Here is a 15986-nt window from a genome sequence, read left to right as displayed (position 1 = left end):
GCTCAGCCCTGATAGAAGAAGGGGGTGTTGAACTCGGCGAAGGACGGTGCGACCGCGTCCTTGCCCGAAAGCACGGGCTCGACGCCGACGTCCGGCCAGGCGATGGCGAGATCGGGATCGTCCCAGCGGATCGCCATTTCCTCGTCGGGCGCATAGCGCGCGCTGACCTTGTAGAGGATCTCGCAATCGGGGACGAGCGTCATGAAGCCGTGCGCATAGCCGACCGGAATCAGCAGCTGGTTCCACTTCTCCGCCGACAGCTCGACGCCGACCCATTTGCCATAGGTGGGCGAGCCGCGGCGGATGTCGACCGCGACGTCGAAGATCGCGCCGCGCAGCACGCGGATCAGCTTGGCCTGGGCGAAGGGGGGCGCCTGCAGGTGCAGGCCGCGCACGGTGCCGGGCTGGGCCGAGAAGCTCTGGTTGTCCTGCACCCAACGCGCCTCGACACCCTCGGCGTCGAGCACCGACTGCTTGAACACCTCGGAGAAGAAGCCGCGATGATCGCCGTGCTTGGGCGGCGTGAACTCGATCACGCCGGACAGTTCGTGGTGGTGGACCTGGGTCATGCCGCGGCAACCAGCTTGCGCAGATAGGCGGCATAGCCGGTCTTGCCGAGCCCGGCGGCGCGCGCGAGCAGGTCCTCGGCGCCGAGCCAGCCCGCATCGAACGCGACTTCCTCGGGGCAGGCGATCTTCACGCCGGTGCGGTGCTCCAGCGTGCGGACGAACGAACCGGCATCGTGCAGGCTGTCGTGCGTGCCGGTGTCGAGCCAGGCATAGCCGCGGCCGAGCCGGGTGATATGCAGGTCGCCGCGCTCCAGATAGGTACGGTTGACGTCGGTGATCTCGAGCTCGCCGCGCGCGGAGGGCTGGATCGACTTGGCGATGTCCACCACGTCCTTGTCGTAGAAATAGAGGCCGGTGATCGCCCAGTTGGACTGGGGATTGGCCGGCTTTTCCTCGACGCTGGTGGCGACGCCCGTCTCCGGATCGAACGCGACCACGCCGTAACGCTCGGGATCATCGACATGATAGGCGAACACATTGGCGCCGCCCTGCGACGCCTGATCGGCGGCGGCCTTGCAGCGCTCGCCCATCTTTTCGCCGTGATAGATATTGTCGCCCAGGATCAGCGCGCTGGGATTGTTGCCGACGAAATCGGCGCCGATCACAAAGGCCTCGGCCAGGCCGTTGGGCGAGGGCTGCTCGGCATAGCTGAGGTTGATGCCGAAGGCCGAACCGTCGCCGAGCAGCGCCTGGAACATCGGCAGGTCGCGCGGCGTCGAGATGATCAGGATGTCGCGGATGCCGGTGAGCATCAGCACGGACAGCGGGTAGAAGATCATCGGCTTGTCATAGACGGGAAGCAGCTGCTTCGAGATCGACAGCGTTGCGGGGTAGAGGCGCGTGCCGCTGCCCCCCGCAAGGATGATTCCCTTCATTCGATAATCCCCCATGGTGCGGACCCGGCCGCAACGACAACGAAACGAGAAACGGAAGCCGGGCCGCTGTCAATCCTTGGGCGGATCGATCCTGCGGCCCGGCGACGTGCGTGGATCAGAACGCGTTGGAGTGGACGATCACCCGCAGCGTCTTGAACAGGATGGTGATGTCGCGCCAGATGTCCCAGCCGTCGATATATTCCATATCCGCCTGGAGGCGGTTGGTCAGGTCGACGCGGCGGTCGGTGGCACCGCGGAAGCCGCGCACCTGCGCCAGGCCGGTCATGCCGGGCTTGAGCGTGTGGCGGTGCCAGTAGCGCTCGTCGATTTCCCAGAACAGATGGTCGGCGGCGCGCGAGCCGAGCGCGTGCGGGCGCGGGCCCACAACGCTCATGTCGCCGCGCAGCACGTTGAGCAGCTGCGGCAGTTCGTCGATGCTGGTCTTGCGGATGAAGCGGCCGACCTTGGTGATGCGATCATCGTCGCGGCTGGCCGAGACATTGCCGTTGGCATCGCACAAGGTGACGCGCATCGAGCGGAACTTGAGGATCTTGAACAGCCGGTTGCCGCGGCCGACGCGGTCCTGCGCGAACAGCACCGGGCCGGGGCTCTCCAGCTTGATCAGGATCGCGACGAGGATCATCAGCGGGGCAAGCGCCAGCACCGCGGGCACGGTGATCGCCAGGTCGAGCGCGCGCTTCTTGGCGCGGTTCGGCATGCTGAGCGGGCCTTGCGAGACGACCAGCGTATCCTTGCCGTCATAGGAGTCGACACCGATCGCGCCCAGCGCGTTGAACTGGGGGACGAGGATCTCGCCCTTGATGTTCATGCCCTTGAGCAGCAGCGCCCAGACCGCACGATGCTCCTCGGTGCAGGCGACGACCACGCGATCGAAGCCGATCACGGTGGTGCCGAGGCGGTGGAGCATCTGCGGGTCGCGCGGGTTCGGCGTCAGGTTGATGATCCGCGCGTCGAGCGCGACCGCGTCCCCGGCGACGTCGAGCGCCACGCCATCGACGATCACCAGCTCGTCGAGCAGCCGCCCGCCGGTCGCCGCGCGGACGTGGCGGCGGAACACCAGTCGGCCGGTGATGAGGAAGAAGAGCGAGAGCAGCGTACCCTCGGCCAGCTGCACGCGCGACAGCGGCAGCTCGGCGGTGAGCAGGTAGCTGCCGAGCAGCACGACGAAGACCGAGAAGAAGAACGCCGAGAAGATGTTCTTCACGCCGCTCACCGGATGGCGCAGGCAAGCCAGTGAATAGGTGCCGCTGGCAAGCGCGGTGCCCAGCGTGATCGGCAGCAGGAAGACGCCGACGTTGATGCCGGCGAGCGACAGCCAGTTGCCGTCGCGGGTGCAGGCGGCGAGATAGAAGGCAGCAAGGATCGCGATGCTGTCGAGCAGCAGGAGCTCGGTATATAGCACCATGCGCAGGGTCGAACGCCGCCAGACTGGAGCGATCGACCGGTCGATCCGGGCATGCGCCCGAAGCTGCTCTTCAAAGGCGCGCTGTGCTTCAAAAGCGTTCATGGCCTCACCGGGCTCCCTCAACGGAATTTGCACGCTGACAGCGGCCGAGTCGGCCTGTTGCACTGCATTATAATGAGACGGCTTGCGATGCGATAGTCTCGGTATCGATCAAATGGTCTGTTTTCGGGACCGGGATTCAACAAGATCGCACCCTGGATTGTTGGTCGTGACGAGAGCCTAACCCGCACGAACGCGCGAAGCCCGTGCAAATATCCCTCCGAAACCGACACTATTTGCCGTATTTTCGGGGCTGAGCGACCGAACGCGACTTATCCCCAGGATTGTGGTCGGATCAAGGGCGGGGATGCGGCGGCAGCAGCCAATGCGCCGGTTTGTTCGCGCTTGCAGCGCGATTTCGGCGCTAAATTGTTGCGGTGCACCCCAATATCCCCTCGGCCCGTCGCTGTCTTTTTCGGGGAGACCGTAGCGAGGCCGACTTAAGGATCGTCTAACCAGGCAAGCGAGCGGCGCGCCGCGCCTACGCATAAACCACAGAAACATCTCGATTAATCGAGTCTTTACCAGCCTTCTTCATCATGGCCTCGACGAGTAGCGCCATGGAGGCAGAGTTCCGGAAATGACACGCGACGAAATGCAGGCGACCCTGCAGAGCGCTTTTGCGGGCCCGTCGGCCGCCGAGCGCGAGGCCGAATTGCGCGAATCCGGGCTGGTGGCGCTGTCGCTGCTGCTTGGCGTCCATAATATCGCTATCACCCCCGAACAGCTCCGCCATGCGCTGGGGCATGGCGAATCGCCGACGATCGACGACCTGATCCTGCTCGCCAAGCGCCAGCAGGGCGTGCGCGCCAAGGCGGTGGACGTGCCGCGCGGCGGCCTTGCCCGCCAGCCGCTGCCTGCCATCGCCGACGGCCCCGAGGGCTGGTTCGTGATCGGCGGCCTTACCGAACATGGCGTGATCATCCAGCGCCCCGGCCATGCGCCCGAGCAGGTTGATCGCGACGGGCTCGATTCGCTCTGGTCGGGCACGCTGGTGCTGCTCACCACCCGGGCGGTGGCGGGGCGGCCGCTGCGCTTCGGCTTCTCCTGGTTCACCGCGCAGTTCAAGCGCTACCGCCGACTGTTCCTCGAGGTGCTGGGGGTCACCTTCGCGCTCAACCTGCTCGGCCTCGCCGCGCCGCTGCTCTTCCAAAGCGTGATCGACAAGGTACTGATCCACAACAGCATGAGCACGCTGAGCGTGCTCGCCTTCGCCTTCCTGATCGTTTCGGTCTGGGAAGTGGCGCTGGGCTGGATCCGCACCCGACTGTTCACCGAGACGACGCAGAAGATCGACGTCGAGCTCGGCGCGCGGCTGTTCCACCATCTGCTGGCACTGCCGCTCAGCTATTTCGAGAAGCGCCGGGTGGGCGACACCGTCACCCGCGTCCGCCAGCTCGAGACGATTCGCGAGTTCCTGACCAACGCCTCGCTCACCGTGCTGGTCGATCCGCTGTTCACCCTCGTCTTCCTCGCTGCGATGCTGTTCTATTCGCCGATGCTCTCGGTGATCGTGGTGGCGTCGCTGGTGCTGTACGCGATCGTCTCGTTCAGCATCGCGGGTCCGCTGCGCGCGCTGGTCGAGGACAAGTTCGAGAAAAGCTCGGCCAGCAACGCGCTGCTGGTCGAGAGCGTGTCGGGCATCCACACGATCAAGGCGACCGCGGTGGAACCGCACTGGCAGAATGGCTGGGAGCGCCAGCTCGCCGCCTATACCGGCGCCTCGCAGCGGCTGATCAACACCGCCAATACCGGCAGCCAGGCGATCGAGCTGATCTCCAAGCTGAGCTTCGCCGCGATCCTGTTCTTCGGCGCGCAGGCGGTGATCGGCGGCGCGATGAGCGTCGGCGCGCTGGTGGCGTTCAACATGTTCGCGCAGCGTGTCTCGGGTCCGGTGATCCGCATGGCGCAGCTGTGGCAGGATTTCCAGCAGGTCCGCATCGCGATCGAGCGCCTGGGCGACGTGCTCAACCATCCGGTCGAGCCGCGCCCCGCCTCGGCGGCGACGCTGCCGGTGCTGCACGGCGCGATCCGCTTCGAAAATGTCAGCTTCCGCTATGCCGAGGACCAGCCGCCGGTGCTGAGCGACATCACGCTCGACATCCCGGCGGGCAGTTCGCTCGGCATCGTCGGTTCCTCGGGCTCGGGCAAGTCGACGCTGGCCAAGCTGCTCCAGCGACTGAACCTGCCGAGCAACGGCCGCGTGCTGGTCGACGAGGTCGATGTCGCGCAGCTCGATGCGTCGTGGCTGCGCCGCCAGATCGGCGTGGTGCTGCAGGAGAACCTCCTGTTCAGCCGCACGATCCGCGAGAATATCGCACTGTCCAACCCCGCCATGCCGTTCGAGCATGTCGTGGCGGCCGCCCAGCTTGCCGGCGCGCACGACTTCATCCTGCGCCAGCCGCGCGGCTATGACACCGAGATCGTCGAGCGCGGCGTGAACCTGTCTGGCGGCCAGCGCCAGCGGCTCGCCATCGCCCGCGCGCTGGTCGGCAATCCGCGCATCCTGGTGTTCGACGAGGCGACCTCGGCGCTCGACGCCGAGAGCGAGGAGCTGATCCAGAACAACCTGCGCGCGATCTCCGCCGGCCGCACCCTCGTCATCATTGCCCATCGCCTGTCGGCGGTGCGCGGCTGCGACCGGATCATCACGCTCGAACAGGGCCGCGTCGTCGAGAGCGGCCGTCATGACGAATTGCTGCGCCTGGGCGGCCGCTATGCCGACCTGCACCGCCGCCAAAGCGGCTTCGGGGAGATTGCCGCATGAACGCCGTCGTCACCATGCGGCCTCGCGGCCCGCTCGCCCGGCTCCGCGGCACCGTGCTGCCCGCGCGCAGCACCGACTATGACACCACCTTCCTGCCCGCCGCCCTCGAGATCATCGAGCGGCCGGTGTCGCCCACCGCGCGGCTTACCGCCAAGGTGATGGTGGCGGGGTTGGCGATCACCACCGCCTGGCTGGCGATCGGCAAGGTCGAGGTCGTCGCGCCGACGCAAGGCCGGATCGCGCCGATCGGCGAAACCAAGATCGTCCAGTCGCCCGAATCGGGCATCGTCCGCCGTATCCTGGTGGGCGAGGGGCAGAAGGTGACCAAGGGCCAGGTGCTGGTCACGCTCGACCCGACCATGTCGGCGGCGGAGGCCAACCAGGCCAAGGTCGCGCTGCTCAGTGCGCAGCTTGAGGTCGCGCGCAACCAGGCAATCGTCGACGCGCTCGACGGCAAGGGCTTCCACTTCGTCGCCCCCGCCGGGGCCAGCCCGGCCGAAGCGGCGACCCACCGCGACCTCGCCCGTGCCCGGCTCGGCCAGATCGAGGCGGCGTATGCCGGCGGCCGGTCGGACAGCGGCGCTGCCGTCTCCGCCGCCGCCGAGGCGCAGGCGCAGGTGCAGAAGCTGGAACAATCGCTGCCGCTGCTCGAACAGCAGGTCGCCGCCAACGAGGCGATGGCCGCCAAGGGCTATGTCTCCAAGCTGCGCGTCGTCGAGCTGCGCCGCCAGCTGATCTCCGAGCGCCAGGACCTGGCCGCCGCACGCGCCAGCGTCGCCAAGCTGGGCCAGCAGTCGCACAGCGCGAGCAGCCTTTCGGCCAAGACCCGCGAAGAGGCACGCGCGCAGGTGCTGCAGGATCTCGTGAAGGCCGAGGGCGAGGTGCGCGGCCGCAGCGAAGACGTTGCCAAGGCGAGCCTGCGCAGCAGCTTCCGCGAGCTCCGCGCGCCGGTGAGCGGCACCGTCTCGCAGCTCCAGGTGCATACCGAGGGCGGCGTGGTGGAGGGTGTGAAGCCGCTGCTCTCGATCGTGCCCGACAAGGCGCGGCTCGAGGCCGAGGTGATGATCGACAACAGCGACATCGGTTTCGTCCGCACCGGCATGCCGGTGAAGGTCAAGCTCCAGGCCTTCCCGTACACGCGCTACGGCATGATCCCCGGCACGGTGGTGGGCATCAGCCCCGAGGCGGTGCAGGTGAAGGATGGCCAGCCGCCGGTCTACAAGGCGCGGATCGCGCTGGACCGCAACTACGTGAATGCGCACGGCGCGCAGGTGCCGCTGCGCCCGGGGATGATCGCGAGTGCGGATATCGTCACCGGCAAGAGGACATTGCTCAGCTATCTGGTCGGCCCGGTGCTGGAGACGGGGAGCGACGCGCTGCACGAACGGTGAGGCGAGGGGCAGGGCGGTAGCGCGCGTCGCTACCGCCAAGGCTCCAGCCGACCGGCGCGGCTGAGCAGGTCCAGCACCTCCGCGACCTGCGCCGGTGCGGCGGCTTCAAGCGCCGCCGCGTCGTCGCCCATCAGCGCGCGCATCTGGGGGCGCGCGAACGTCAGATCGATGAACGTGGCTGCAACCGGCAGCGCGCGGGCCATGGCCTCCGGCGCCGGATCGGGATGGCCCAGCATCGCCGTCGCGGCGCGCGCGATAGCGACGTCGCGGCCCATTTGATCGGCGAGCCGTGCCAGGTCGGGCATACGGTGCGCCGTGGTGAGCACTACCCGCATCAGCGCGACCACCTCCGGCCGCAGCGAGTGCGCCAGGATCGATCGGGCCGTCTCCGCCAGCCTGGCTTCGAGCGGCAGGTGCCACGGGATGTCGATCGAGGGCGCGAGCGCCGCCGCGACATGCTGCCGCACCACCGCCGTGAACAGCGCCTCCTTGTTGGCGTAGCGCGCATAGATGCTCGCCTTGCCCGCGCCCGCCAGCGCGGCAATCTGGTCGCAGCTGGTCGCGTCGAAACCCTGCCGAAGGAACAGGCTCGTCGCCGCGTCCAGGATGCGACGATCGACCTCGCCGGCCTTGTCCGCCGGCGGGCGGCCGCCGCGGCGACGTGGCGGATTGTCGTGATCGGAGGGGGAGGGGTCCGCAGTCATCGGAATCTCCTAATCGCGTCCTGTCCAAAAGTGAACTAGACGGTACCGTTCAGTTTATGTAGGCAGCGTGCATGACCAACATCGTTCTGGCCGGTGCGACCGGCGACCTGGGCCATCGAATTGCCATCGCGCTGACCAGGCGGGGTGCCGCAGTGAAGGCCCTTCTCCGCAGGGGCACAGCCGACGCCCGGCAGCAGCAGGTCCGCGCCACCGGCGCGGTGCCGGTGGAAGTCGCCTTCGACGATCCGGCGGCGCTGGCGGACGCCTGTGCCGGTGCCGCCTGCGTCGTCTCCGCGCTCAACGGCGTGGTGCCGACGATCCTGGACGTGCAGGGCCGCCTGCTCGACGCGGCCGTGGCGGCGGGCGTGCCGCGGTTCATGCCGTCGGACTTCTCGCTGGATTTCACGCGGACGCGACCGGGGGACAATCGCAACATGGACCTGCGGCGCGCTTTCATGGTGCGGGTCGATGCCGCGCCGATCCGCGCAACCTCGATCCTCAACGGCGCCTTCGGGGAGCTGCTGACCGGCGAGGCGCCGATCGTGCTGCACAAGCCCCGCCGCATCCTGTGCTGGGGGGATCCCGGCCAGCCGTTCGACTTCACCACCAAGGACGATGTGGCGGACTATGCCGCCGCGGCCGCGCTCGATGCCGATGCACCGCGCTTCCTGCGGATCGCCGGCGACGTCGTCAGCCCGCGCGATCTCGCCGCGCGGATGACGCAGCTCGAGGGGCGGCGCTGGCGCACCTTCCGCGTCGGCGGGCTCGGCCTGCTCGGTGCGCTGATCCAGGTCACGCGTGCGCTATCCCCGGCGAGCGACGCGCCGTTCCCGGCCTGGCAGGGCATGCAATATATCCGCGACATGTCGAGCGGGCGCGGCAAGCTGATCGGGCTCGACAATGATCGTTACGGCAAGACCGACTGGACCAGGGCCCGCGACATCCTCGCACCGACCGTCTGACCCTCATGGGAGCCCCCGACATGACCGATACGATCGAACCCTTTCACTTGGCCGTGCCGCAATCCGATCTGGACGATCTCGCCCGCCGCCTCGCCGCGATCCGTTGGCCCGATCCTGAGACGGTGGACGACACCAGCCAGGGGCCGCCGATCGCCAAGCTCCAGGCGCTGGTCGCGCGCTGGCGGGACGGGTATGACTGGCGCGCGTGCGAGGCGATGCTCAACGGCTGGGGCCAGTACCGCACCATGATCGACGGCCTCGGCATCCACTTCCTCCACATCCGCTCGCCCGAGCCCGAGGCGCTGCCGCTGCTGATGACGCACGGCTGGCCGGGGTCGGTGCTGGAGTTTCGCGACGTCATCGGGCCGCTGACCGATCCGGTCGCGCATGGCGGCAAGGCATCCGACGCCTTCCACCTCGTCCTGCCGACGCTGCCGGGCTTCGGCTTTTCGGACAAGCCGACGGGGACGGGCTGGGACATCGGCCGGATCGCAGCTGCCTGGGCGGTGCTGATGCAGCGGCTCGGCTATGATCGCTGGGCGGCACAGGGCGGGGACTGGGGCGCGGCCGTTACCACCACGCTGGGCCATATGGCGCCGCCGGGATTGGTCGGCATCCATCTCAACATGGTGCTGTTCCAGCCGACCGAGGCGGAGCGCGCCGGGGCGGACGCGGCCGAACGGCAGATGCTGGCGGATGCGGCGCGCTACGACCAGCAGTTCGCCGGCTATTTCAAGCTCCAGTCGACCCGGCCGCAATCGGTGGCCTTCGCGCTGGCGGATTCGCCGGTGGGGCTGGCCGCCTGGATCTATGCGCTGTTCCAGGACGTGTCGGACAGTGGTGGCGATCCCGAGCAGGTCTTTGCGCTCGACGCGATGCTCGACGACATCATGCTCTACTGGCTGCCCAATGCCGGGCCGAGTTCGGCGCGCCTCTACTGGGAGGCGGCGCAGGCGATGCGGCGCGGGGGCTTCCCGATGGCGCCGATGGCGATCCCGGCCGGCATCAGCATGTTCCCGGGGGAGCAGCTGCGGCTCTCGCGGCGCTGGGCCGAGGCGCGGTTCGCCAGGCTGGTCCATTTCGGCGAGCCGGAGCGTGGCGGGCATTTCGCGGCACTGGAGCAGCCGGCCCGCTTTACCGAGGAAGTCCGCCGGACCTTCCGCACCTTGCGCTGATGGAACGCACCGGCACGGTGCCGCTGCCAGGGAGGGGGCGGTGCCGAGCACCGTCCCCCCGCTGTATTCAGGACCCGGCCTGGTGGTGGGGTTCGATCGCCGCGGTCATCTGCGTGCCGAGCAGCGGGCGCAGCACCCGCGGATCGAGCACCTTGACCAACTCGCGCGCGAAATCGAGGTTCGCCGCCAGACCTTCCGCTGCCTCGCTGTTGACCGTCGAGATGCGCACCAACACGCCGTCGACGATCCAGCCGGCCATCTGGCTCTTCAGCCGCGCCATCAGCTGTTCGTTGCCCGACTGGGGCAGATATTCGCCCACCCGCGCCCAGTAGAGGATCTGCTCGGTGCGGTTGTAATTGGTCGCGGTCAGCGCGCGGCCCGGGATCGCCACCTTGTCGGCGACCGGGATCATTTCCGGATGGCTCTCCAGCACGGTGAAGCCGAAGAACGGGTAGCAGACCTCGGGCCGGTGCAGCTGGAGCAGATCGGTCTGGGCATTGCCATAGGCGATCAGCAGCATCACCGTGGTGCCGTCGGGCCGCGAAAAGGCGCGGCTGACCACCTGGTTGTACAGCTTGTCTTCCAGGCTGCCTTCGCGCGGTGGCGCGATCAGGGCGCCGGTATCCTCCGCCTTCCACTGGCCGAACGCCTTGGGCATCAGCGTGTCCAGCTTGGTCGCGCCGAGCAGGTCCATGCGACGGCGCGGCTTGAGGCCGAGCGAGGCGCCGGCCGCGGCGAAGCAGGCGCTGCCGATCAGCAGGTCACGCCGGTTGAACATGGGACCTCCGACGCAGGAACAACTGGGCCTGCTCGACCGCCCAGTCGATCGCGAAGATGCCGAGCAGCGCCACCACGAACATCACCATGCCGGTGGAGACGTGGAGGAAGCTCTGCGCCGCCTCGTCACCCATATGATAGGTGATCAGCACCAGGATGACGATGCGCAGGATGTTGGTGAACACCGCCACCGGGATGACGAGTGCTGCGATGAACAGGGCGTAGCGCCAGGACGGCTTGTTCTTGATGTAGATGTAGAGCAGCGTCACCACGACCAGGCTGGAAAGCGAGCGAAGGCCCGAACAGGCATCCTCGACCAGCAACTGATAGGGGCCGACGAACAGCGTCACGCCCTGGCGCAGGATCGGATAGTCGAGCCACGACAGGAAACCGGTCGCGGCATAGGAGACGAACTCCTTGAGCGGCGCCGTGACCCGGTCGACCGCCCAGCCCGGCGGCGGCACCAGGAAGAACAGCCACAGCACCGGGAACCAGGCCGCACGCAGCGCCCGTCCACCGAAACAGAGATAGCCCGCGCTGATCACCGCGCCGACCAGCCCGAAGGTCTCGATGCTGATGAAGTCGAAGATCCGGCCCAGCGCATAGATCGCCAGCGCCGCGAGCAGTGCCAGCCCGCCGATCGCGAGATTGCCCGGCGCGCGCAGCGCCTCGATCGAGCTGCGCTGGCGGGCGAGCATCCAGGCGCCGGTGGCGAGCACGATCGGGCCGTGCACGCCGCCCTCGGCGCTCCACACCTGGCGGCCCAGGGTGATGAAGGTCGGGATAGCCAGCGCCAGCAGGCCGGCGATGGCAAACCAATAGCCACCGCCCGTCCTGCCTTGCTGCCGCTCGAGAGCGGTCGCGGTCATATGGTCCAAATCAATATCCGTTCAGCACGCAACCGACGACGTTGGTACGGTCTGCACGCAATGTACGGGTGAGCGTGTTTACGTCGCGTATATAGCTGTTGTCCTTGCGGGCGACGATCATCGCATAGCCGGCGACGTTGGCGACGCGCTGCGCATCGGCGCAGGTGTTGGCAGCGGTCGTGTCGAAGATGGTGATGTCGAACTCGCGGAGCAGCTGCGTCGTGACGTCGCGAAACTGTTCGGACGAGAGCAGTTCCTGCGGGCTGTGCTCGACATGGCCGGCGGGAATGACCGAGAGCTGGTCGAGGCCGGTCGGGTGGATGATCGAGGCGAGCTCGACTTCGCCCGACGCGAGATAGTCGGCCAGACCCGACTTGGCCGGATCGATCCCGAAGGCGGGGCCGACGGCCGGCGCGCGCAGATTGGCATCGACCAGCGCGGTCTTGATGCCGATCTGGGCGAGCGCGGTCGCCAGGTTAATCGCGATGAAGCTGCAGCCGGCGCCTTCGGCGGCGGCGCAGATCGCCAGTGCGCGGCGCCCCTCGCGCAGGTGCTGTGCGATGATGCGGGTGCGCAGCGCGCGGATCGCTTCGGCCTCGATCCCGGTGGGGTCGGACAGAACGAGCTGATATTCGAGCGCAGCGGTGGTGTCCGGCGTCGTCGGAACGGCGCTCGGACGATCGCCTTCGGGCAGCGGTTCGGGCGTGGTCATCGCGTCCATCAGTTTACTGCAGCTCCGTGCGATTCGGCGGTTTCGCCGAGAGTTTCATGGGCGCGGCGCAGCCGGGCGGCGAGTGCGGCGCGGCTCTGCACCACGCCCAGCACCGGCGCGTCGACGGCGGTTTCGAGATCCTCGGGGCTGCGCACGCGGCGGCCGAGCAGCTCGACGAGCAGCGCGATGAGCAGGCCCAGGCCCAGGCCGAAGCCCGCGGCACCGCCGATGATCATCGGCACCTTGGGATAATAGGGGCTGTCCGGCGCGCTGGCTTCGCTCAGCGTCGACATGCCGGTGTCGTTGCTGCTCGCCTCGAGGCGAAGATCGGCGACGCGCTGTGCGGCCTTCATGTACTGGTCCTGCTTCAGCGTCACGTCACGCTGCAGCTGGTTCAGCTGGTCCACGTCCTGCCGGTTGCCGAGCACGCGGGCGCGCTGCGCGTTGGCCGCGCTCTGGAGCTGGCTTTGCGCCGAGCCGGCGCCGCCGCCGGCCTGGGCACGTTCCTGCGCCGCCGCCTTGGCATAGACCGCACGCTGGCGCTGGAGCGCCTGGAAGGCCGGGTGGTTCGGGCCGAGATTGGTCGCGGCCTGCTGGATCTGCTGGTCGATCTGCGCGAGCTGGAGCTGCGCCGGGCCCATGCCGCCGCCCACGGCCGGTGCTGCCGGTACCGCGGACTGGCCGGTCAGCTGGGTGAGCTTCTGCGTATCGAGGTCGGAGCCGGTATCGGTGAGGACGATGCCCGACTTCTTGACGAAGGCGGTGCGCGCCTCGACCGCGGCGAGCAGCGCCTGGCGCGCCGATTCCGCCTGCTGGGTGTACCAGTCGGCCGACTTGGCTGCCGCCGCGCGCTTGTTCGCCAGCGACTGGGCGAGGAACGCGGTGCGGATCATGTTGGCGATCCGCTCGGCACGATCGGGCGAGCTGTCCGAATAGGAGATCTCGAGGATGTTGCTCCCCTCGATCACGCTCGCATTGGTGTTGCCGATGATCTGCTTGGCCAGCCAGCGACGGATGTCGCCGGTGGCCGCCGCGGGCGAGGCGTTGAACGCGGCGATGTTCGCCGGGTCATTGGCCCAGCCCAGTTCGTCGACCACGCGGCCGGCGGTGGCATAGTCCTCGATCAGCTCGGTCTGGGTCTGCACATAGGCGCGCATGAACTGCGAGTTCATTACCTGCCCGGTGACCGGATCCGGCTTGAAGGTGTCGAGCACCAGCCGGGTCGTCGCCCGGTAGCGCTCGGGCAGGAACTGCACCACCAGCGTGGCGGTGGTGACGCAGACGAGGAACGCCGGGAGGATGATCCACCGGCGCGCCCAGAGAATGCGGAAGAATTGAATGATGTTCACTGATGCGCCTCGTCCGCTGCCAACATTGCCTGGATCAGAACAACCGCTCGCCGATGACGATCGTGTCGCCCGGCTTGATCGGATCATCCATCTTCAACTTGATCTCCTGGCCATCGCGCGTGACCTTGATCCGCTTGATCGAGCCGGCCGGTCCGAGACCGCCGCCCTGCGCGACCGCGCGGCGGAGAGTCATGTCCGCCCGAATCGGATATACCCCAGGCGCGTTGACTTGACCATAAATGTAGAAACGCTCCACTTCGGGCACGAAAACCTTGTCGCCGGCGGCGACGGTAGGATCGTCCTGCGGCCCGCCCTGGGCGAGCTTCTTGTAGTCGAGCTTGAGATTGGTGCCGTCGGCGCGGGTCAGCATCACGTAATCGGCCGCGTCGGGCTTGAGGCCGCCGGCGCGCGCGATGATCTCGGAGACGTGATAGCCGCGGTCGACCGGCTGCAGACCGGCCGAACCGACCTGGCCGAGCACGGTCACATAGTTGCTCACGAAGGTGACGATGTCGACGCTGACGATCGGCTTGGCATAGTAGCCGCCGGCCTTCAGCAGATCCTCGACCTTCTTGACCAGCGTGATCGCCGTTTCGCCCTTGGCCTGCACCGCGCCCAGATAGGGCAGGGTGATCGTGCCGTCGGACTGGACGCGGGCGCGGGTCTTGAAGTCGCTCTGGCCGAGCACGTCGACCTCGAGCACGTCGTCAACCCCGATGACGTAGCCAACCGGCGCCGATCCGGAGGAGATCGGCGCGGCCGGGGTGCTGGTCTGCACCGGCGTCGCCGGCGCCTGCTGCTGCGGCTGGGCAGCGGCGGGGCGCGAACGTGCTGGGGCAGCGGGACGGGTCGTGGCAATTTGCGCCGCAGCAGGCGCCGCGAGCGCGGTCATGCCGGCGAGCGCCGAGACGAACATAAACCTACCCTTATCGTACATGTATTCGGCCCTTGTCAGAGCGCCAGCGAGGCCGTGAGATTGACCTTCTTGGCGTGGTATTTGAAAAGCCGGAGATTCGACGTCCGTTCGTCATAGCCCGCACCCAGCACGAAGCGCAGGCGCTGAGTCGCGTCGTAGGATGCATTCGCACCCACAGACAACATGTTGTCGTTGCCCGAAATTGGGGCACCGACGAACCGCGTCGACGAAGCATAGTCGCGCCACGTCTTGCTGGCGAACAGCGAAACCTTTGTGCGGCTGGTGATGTCGTGCGTGACCGTCGCGGACAGCGCGGTCATGATCTCGTAGCTGACGAAATAGATCACCGACGGCTGCGCCGCACGCGACCCGGCAAGCTGCACGGTGAACAGGTCGGCGTTGTAGAGCGCCGAAAGATCGAAGCCGATGCCGGAGAAGCTCTCGGTACCCGGCAGCTTCGGATCTACCTTGGTGTAGTTGACCGATCCGCGGAAGTTGAAGCGGCTCGATACGTTGCGCTCGAGCTGGACGCCCGCCGCATAGTTCTTGATGCCGTCGCGACCCGCGCCGGCGGCGTCCGGGCGGTGGACGTACACGCTGTCCGAATAGCGGCCGAACACCGAGATCGTGCCCAGCGAAGGCGACTGAAGCCCGAGCTGCGCGGTGAAGGTGTCGGTATCCGAGTCGGCATATTTGCGGGTGGCCTGGCTGTTGCGCACTTCGGTGCGCGAATAGCCCAGCGTCGGACGCAGGCCATAGGGGCCGCCGCAGCCGATATCAGCGCTGTAGCGCCGCGATTCTTCGGTGTTGTTGAAGCTGTTCGGCGCATCGAGCACATACAGGCTCGACAGGTCGCTGATTCGGCTCTGATAGCCGATTTCGCCGTGCACGAGGCAGGAGGCCAGTCGCTGGTCGGCGCCGCCGGTCAGCGAGATGTTCTCGCGGTTCAGGTTGGTGTATTTGCCATAGAACCGATAGCCGATCGAACCGGCGAGATAGGTGGTGCCGCTTGCCCGCGGCAGCACGACATTCAGGTCGAGGGACGGGGCCGCAAGCACGTCGTCCGCACCGCCGCCGCCGCTGATCCGCGGATCGTTCACGACGACATTGTCGTTATATTCGATCAGCGCGCTTGCCCGCACGTCGATTTGCCGCCCGCTGGTGCTCGGACGCGGCGTGAATGCCGTGCGCTGTGCCAATGCGGGATCGGTCCATGCTGCAGTCGCGAACAAGGCGACCATGCCGCAGGATAGCGTGAAACGGCCAGTAAGGCGCGCTTTTTCAGCCTTTTGAATGTCGTGTTCTCGCACGATGGTCCCCCCGGGTGCTCGCTTCATTATCAATGGCCTCCAATACAAGCAACCGGATCAACGCCTTGGCAAAGGCGCCGGAACC

Annotated in this window: 14 protein-coding genes; 4 read left to right on the top strand and 10 right to left on the bottom strand. The window is 67.4% G+C overall.

Translation table 11 applies throughout. From position 1 onward, the window contains the following. Nucleotides 1-2 precede the first annotated feature (2 nt). From rfbC to QZ670_RS19035, 3 genes are all read right to left on the bottom strand, one after another. The gene (gene rfbC / locus QZ670_RS19045; RefSeq protein WP_294258540.1) at nt 3-569 is read right to left on the bottom strand and encodes a dTDP-4-dehydrorhamnose 3,5-epimerase; all 567 of its coding nucleotides are present in this window, start codon (nt 567-569) and stop codon (nt 3-5) included. Next, nucleotides 566-1444 (bottom strand): glucose-1-phosphate thymidylyltransferase RfbA, encoded by an 879-nt coding sequence (rfbA, locus tag QZ670_RS19040; protein WP_294258537.1) that lies wholly within the window; start codon nt 1442-1444, stop codon nt 566-568. The genes rfbC and rfbA overlap by 4 nt, the downstream gene beginning before the upstream one ends. Before the next feature lie 115 nt (nt 1445-1559). After that, entirely contained in the window at nt 1560-2972 is a 1413-nt protein-coding gene (locus tag QZ670_RS19035; RefSeq protein ID WP_294258535.1) for an exopolysaccharide biosynthesis polyprenyl glycosylphosphotransferase, read from the bottom strand. Between the two features lie 577 nt (nt 2973-3549). Between QZ670_RS19035 and QZ670_RS19030 the strand changes: the two genes are divergently transcribed. Both QZ670_RS19030 and QZ670_RS19025 read left to right on the top strand, forming a co-directional pair. Continuing rightward, the gene (locus tag QZ670_RS19030; protein ID WP_294258533.1) at nt 3550-5736 is read left to right on the top strand and encodes a type I secretion system permease/ATPase; all 2187 of its coding nucleotides are present in this window, start codon (nt 3550-3552) and stop codon (nt 5734-5736) included. Further along, nucleotides 5733-7127 (top strand): HlyD family type I secretion periplasmic adaptor subunit, encoded by a 1395-nt coding sequence (locus QZ670_RS19025; protein WP_294258532.1) that lies wholly within the window; start codon nt 5733-5735, stop codon nt 7125-7127. Before QZ670_RS19030 ends, QZ670_RS19025 begins: the two co-directional genes overlap by 4 nt. 29 nt (nt 7128-7156) lie before the next feature. On the opposite strand, the gene QZ670_RS19020 is transcribed toward QZ670_RS19025, so the two are convergent. Beyond that, entirely contained in the window at nt 7157-7831 is a 675-nt protein-coding gene (locus QZ670_RS19020; RefSeq protein WP_294258530.1) for a TetR/AcrR family transcriptional regulator, read from the bottom strand. 71 nt (nt 7832-7902) lie between these two features. Here QZ670_RS19020 and QZ670_RS19015 point away from each other — a divergent pair, with 71 nt between their 5' ends. Both QZ670_RS19015 and QZ670_RS19010 read left to right on the top strand, forming a co-directional pair. Beyond that, nucleotides 7903-8793: an NmrA family NAD(P)-binding protein gene (locus QZ670_RS19015; protein ID WP_294258528.1), complete on the top strand. Its 891-nt coding sequence runs from the start codon at nt 7903-7905 to the stop codon at nt 8791-8793. Nucleotides 8794-8813: 20 nt separating this feature from the next. Next, nucleotides 8814-9968, top strand: coding sequence for an epoxide hydrolase family protein (locus QZ670_RS19010; RefSeq protein ID WP_294258524.1), 1155 nt, complete (start codon nt 8814-8816; stop codon nt 9966-9968). Nucleotides 9969-10035: 67 nt separating this feature from the next. Here the strand turns inward: QZ670_RS19010 and epsI are convergent, their stop codons facing one another. Genes epsI through QZ670_RS18980 form a run of 6 tightly spaced genes read right to left on the bottom strand, consistent with a single transcriptional unit; the run spans nt 10036 to nt 15832 of the window. Beyond that, nucleotides 10036-10746 carry an exosortase-associated protein EpsI, V-type gene (epsI, locus tag QZ670_RS19005; RefSeq protein ID WP_294258519.1) on the bottom strand — a complete coding sequence of 237 codons (711 nt, stop codon included), beginning with the start codon at nt 10744-10746 and terminating at the stop codon, nt 10036-10038. Further along, nucleotides 10730-11614, bottom strand: a complete 885-nt coding sequence (gene xrtV / locus QZ670_RS19000) for an exosortase V (RefSeq protein WP_294258515.1) — start codon at nt 11612-11614, stop codon at nt 10730-10732. Before xrtV ends, epsI begins: the two co-directional genes overlap by 17 nt. A 10-nt stretch (nt 11615-11624) precedes the next feature. Continuing rightward, nucleotides 11625-12335, bottom strand: a complete 711-nt coding sequence (locus QZ670_RS18995; protein WP_294258513.1) for a CpsD/CapB family tyrosine-protein kinase — start codon at nt 12333-12335, stop codon at nt 11625-11627. After that, nucleotides 12335-13675: a Wzz/FepE/Etk N-terminal domain-containing protein gene (locus tag QZ670_RS18990; RefSeq protein WP_294258511.1), complete on the bottom strand. Its 1341-nt coding sequence runs from the start codon at nt 13673-13675 to the stop codon at nt 12335-12337. The genes QZ670_RS18995 and QZ670_RS18990 overlap by 1 nt, the downstream gene beginning before the upstream one ends. A 34-nt stretch (nt 13676-13709) precedes the next feature. Continuing rightward, on the bottom strand, nt 13710-14591 hold the full coding sequence (locus QZ670_RS18985; RefSeq protein ID WP_294258508.1) for an SLBB domain-containing protein: 882 nt from the start codon (nt 14589-14591) through the stop codon (nt 13710-13712). A gap of 35 nt (nt 14592-14626) precedes the next feature. After that, nucleotides 14627-15832, bottom strand: a complete 1206-nt coding sequence (locus tag QZ670_RS18980; protein ID WP_294258505.1) for an outer membrane beta-barrel protein — start codon at nt 15830-15832, stop codon at nt 14627-14629. Between the last annotated feature and the right edge of the window lie 154 nt (nt 15833-15986).

Source organism: uncultured Sphingomonas sp. (assembly GCF_913774285.1).
GTDB lineage: Bacteria > Pseudomonadota > Alphaproteobacteria > Sphingomonadales > Sphingomonadaceae > Sphingomonas.
This window is presented reverse-complemented; position numbering and strand designations above follow the sequence as displayed.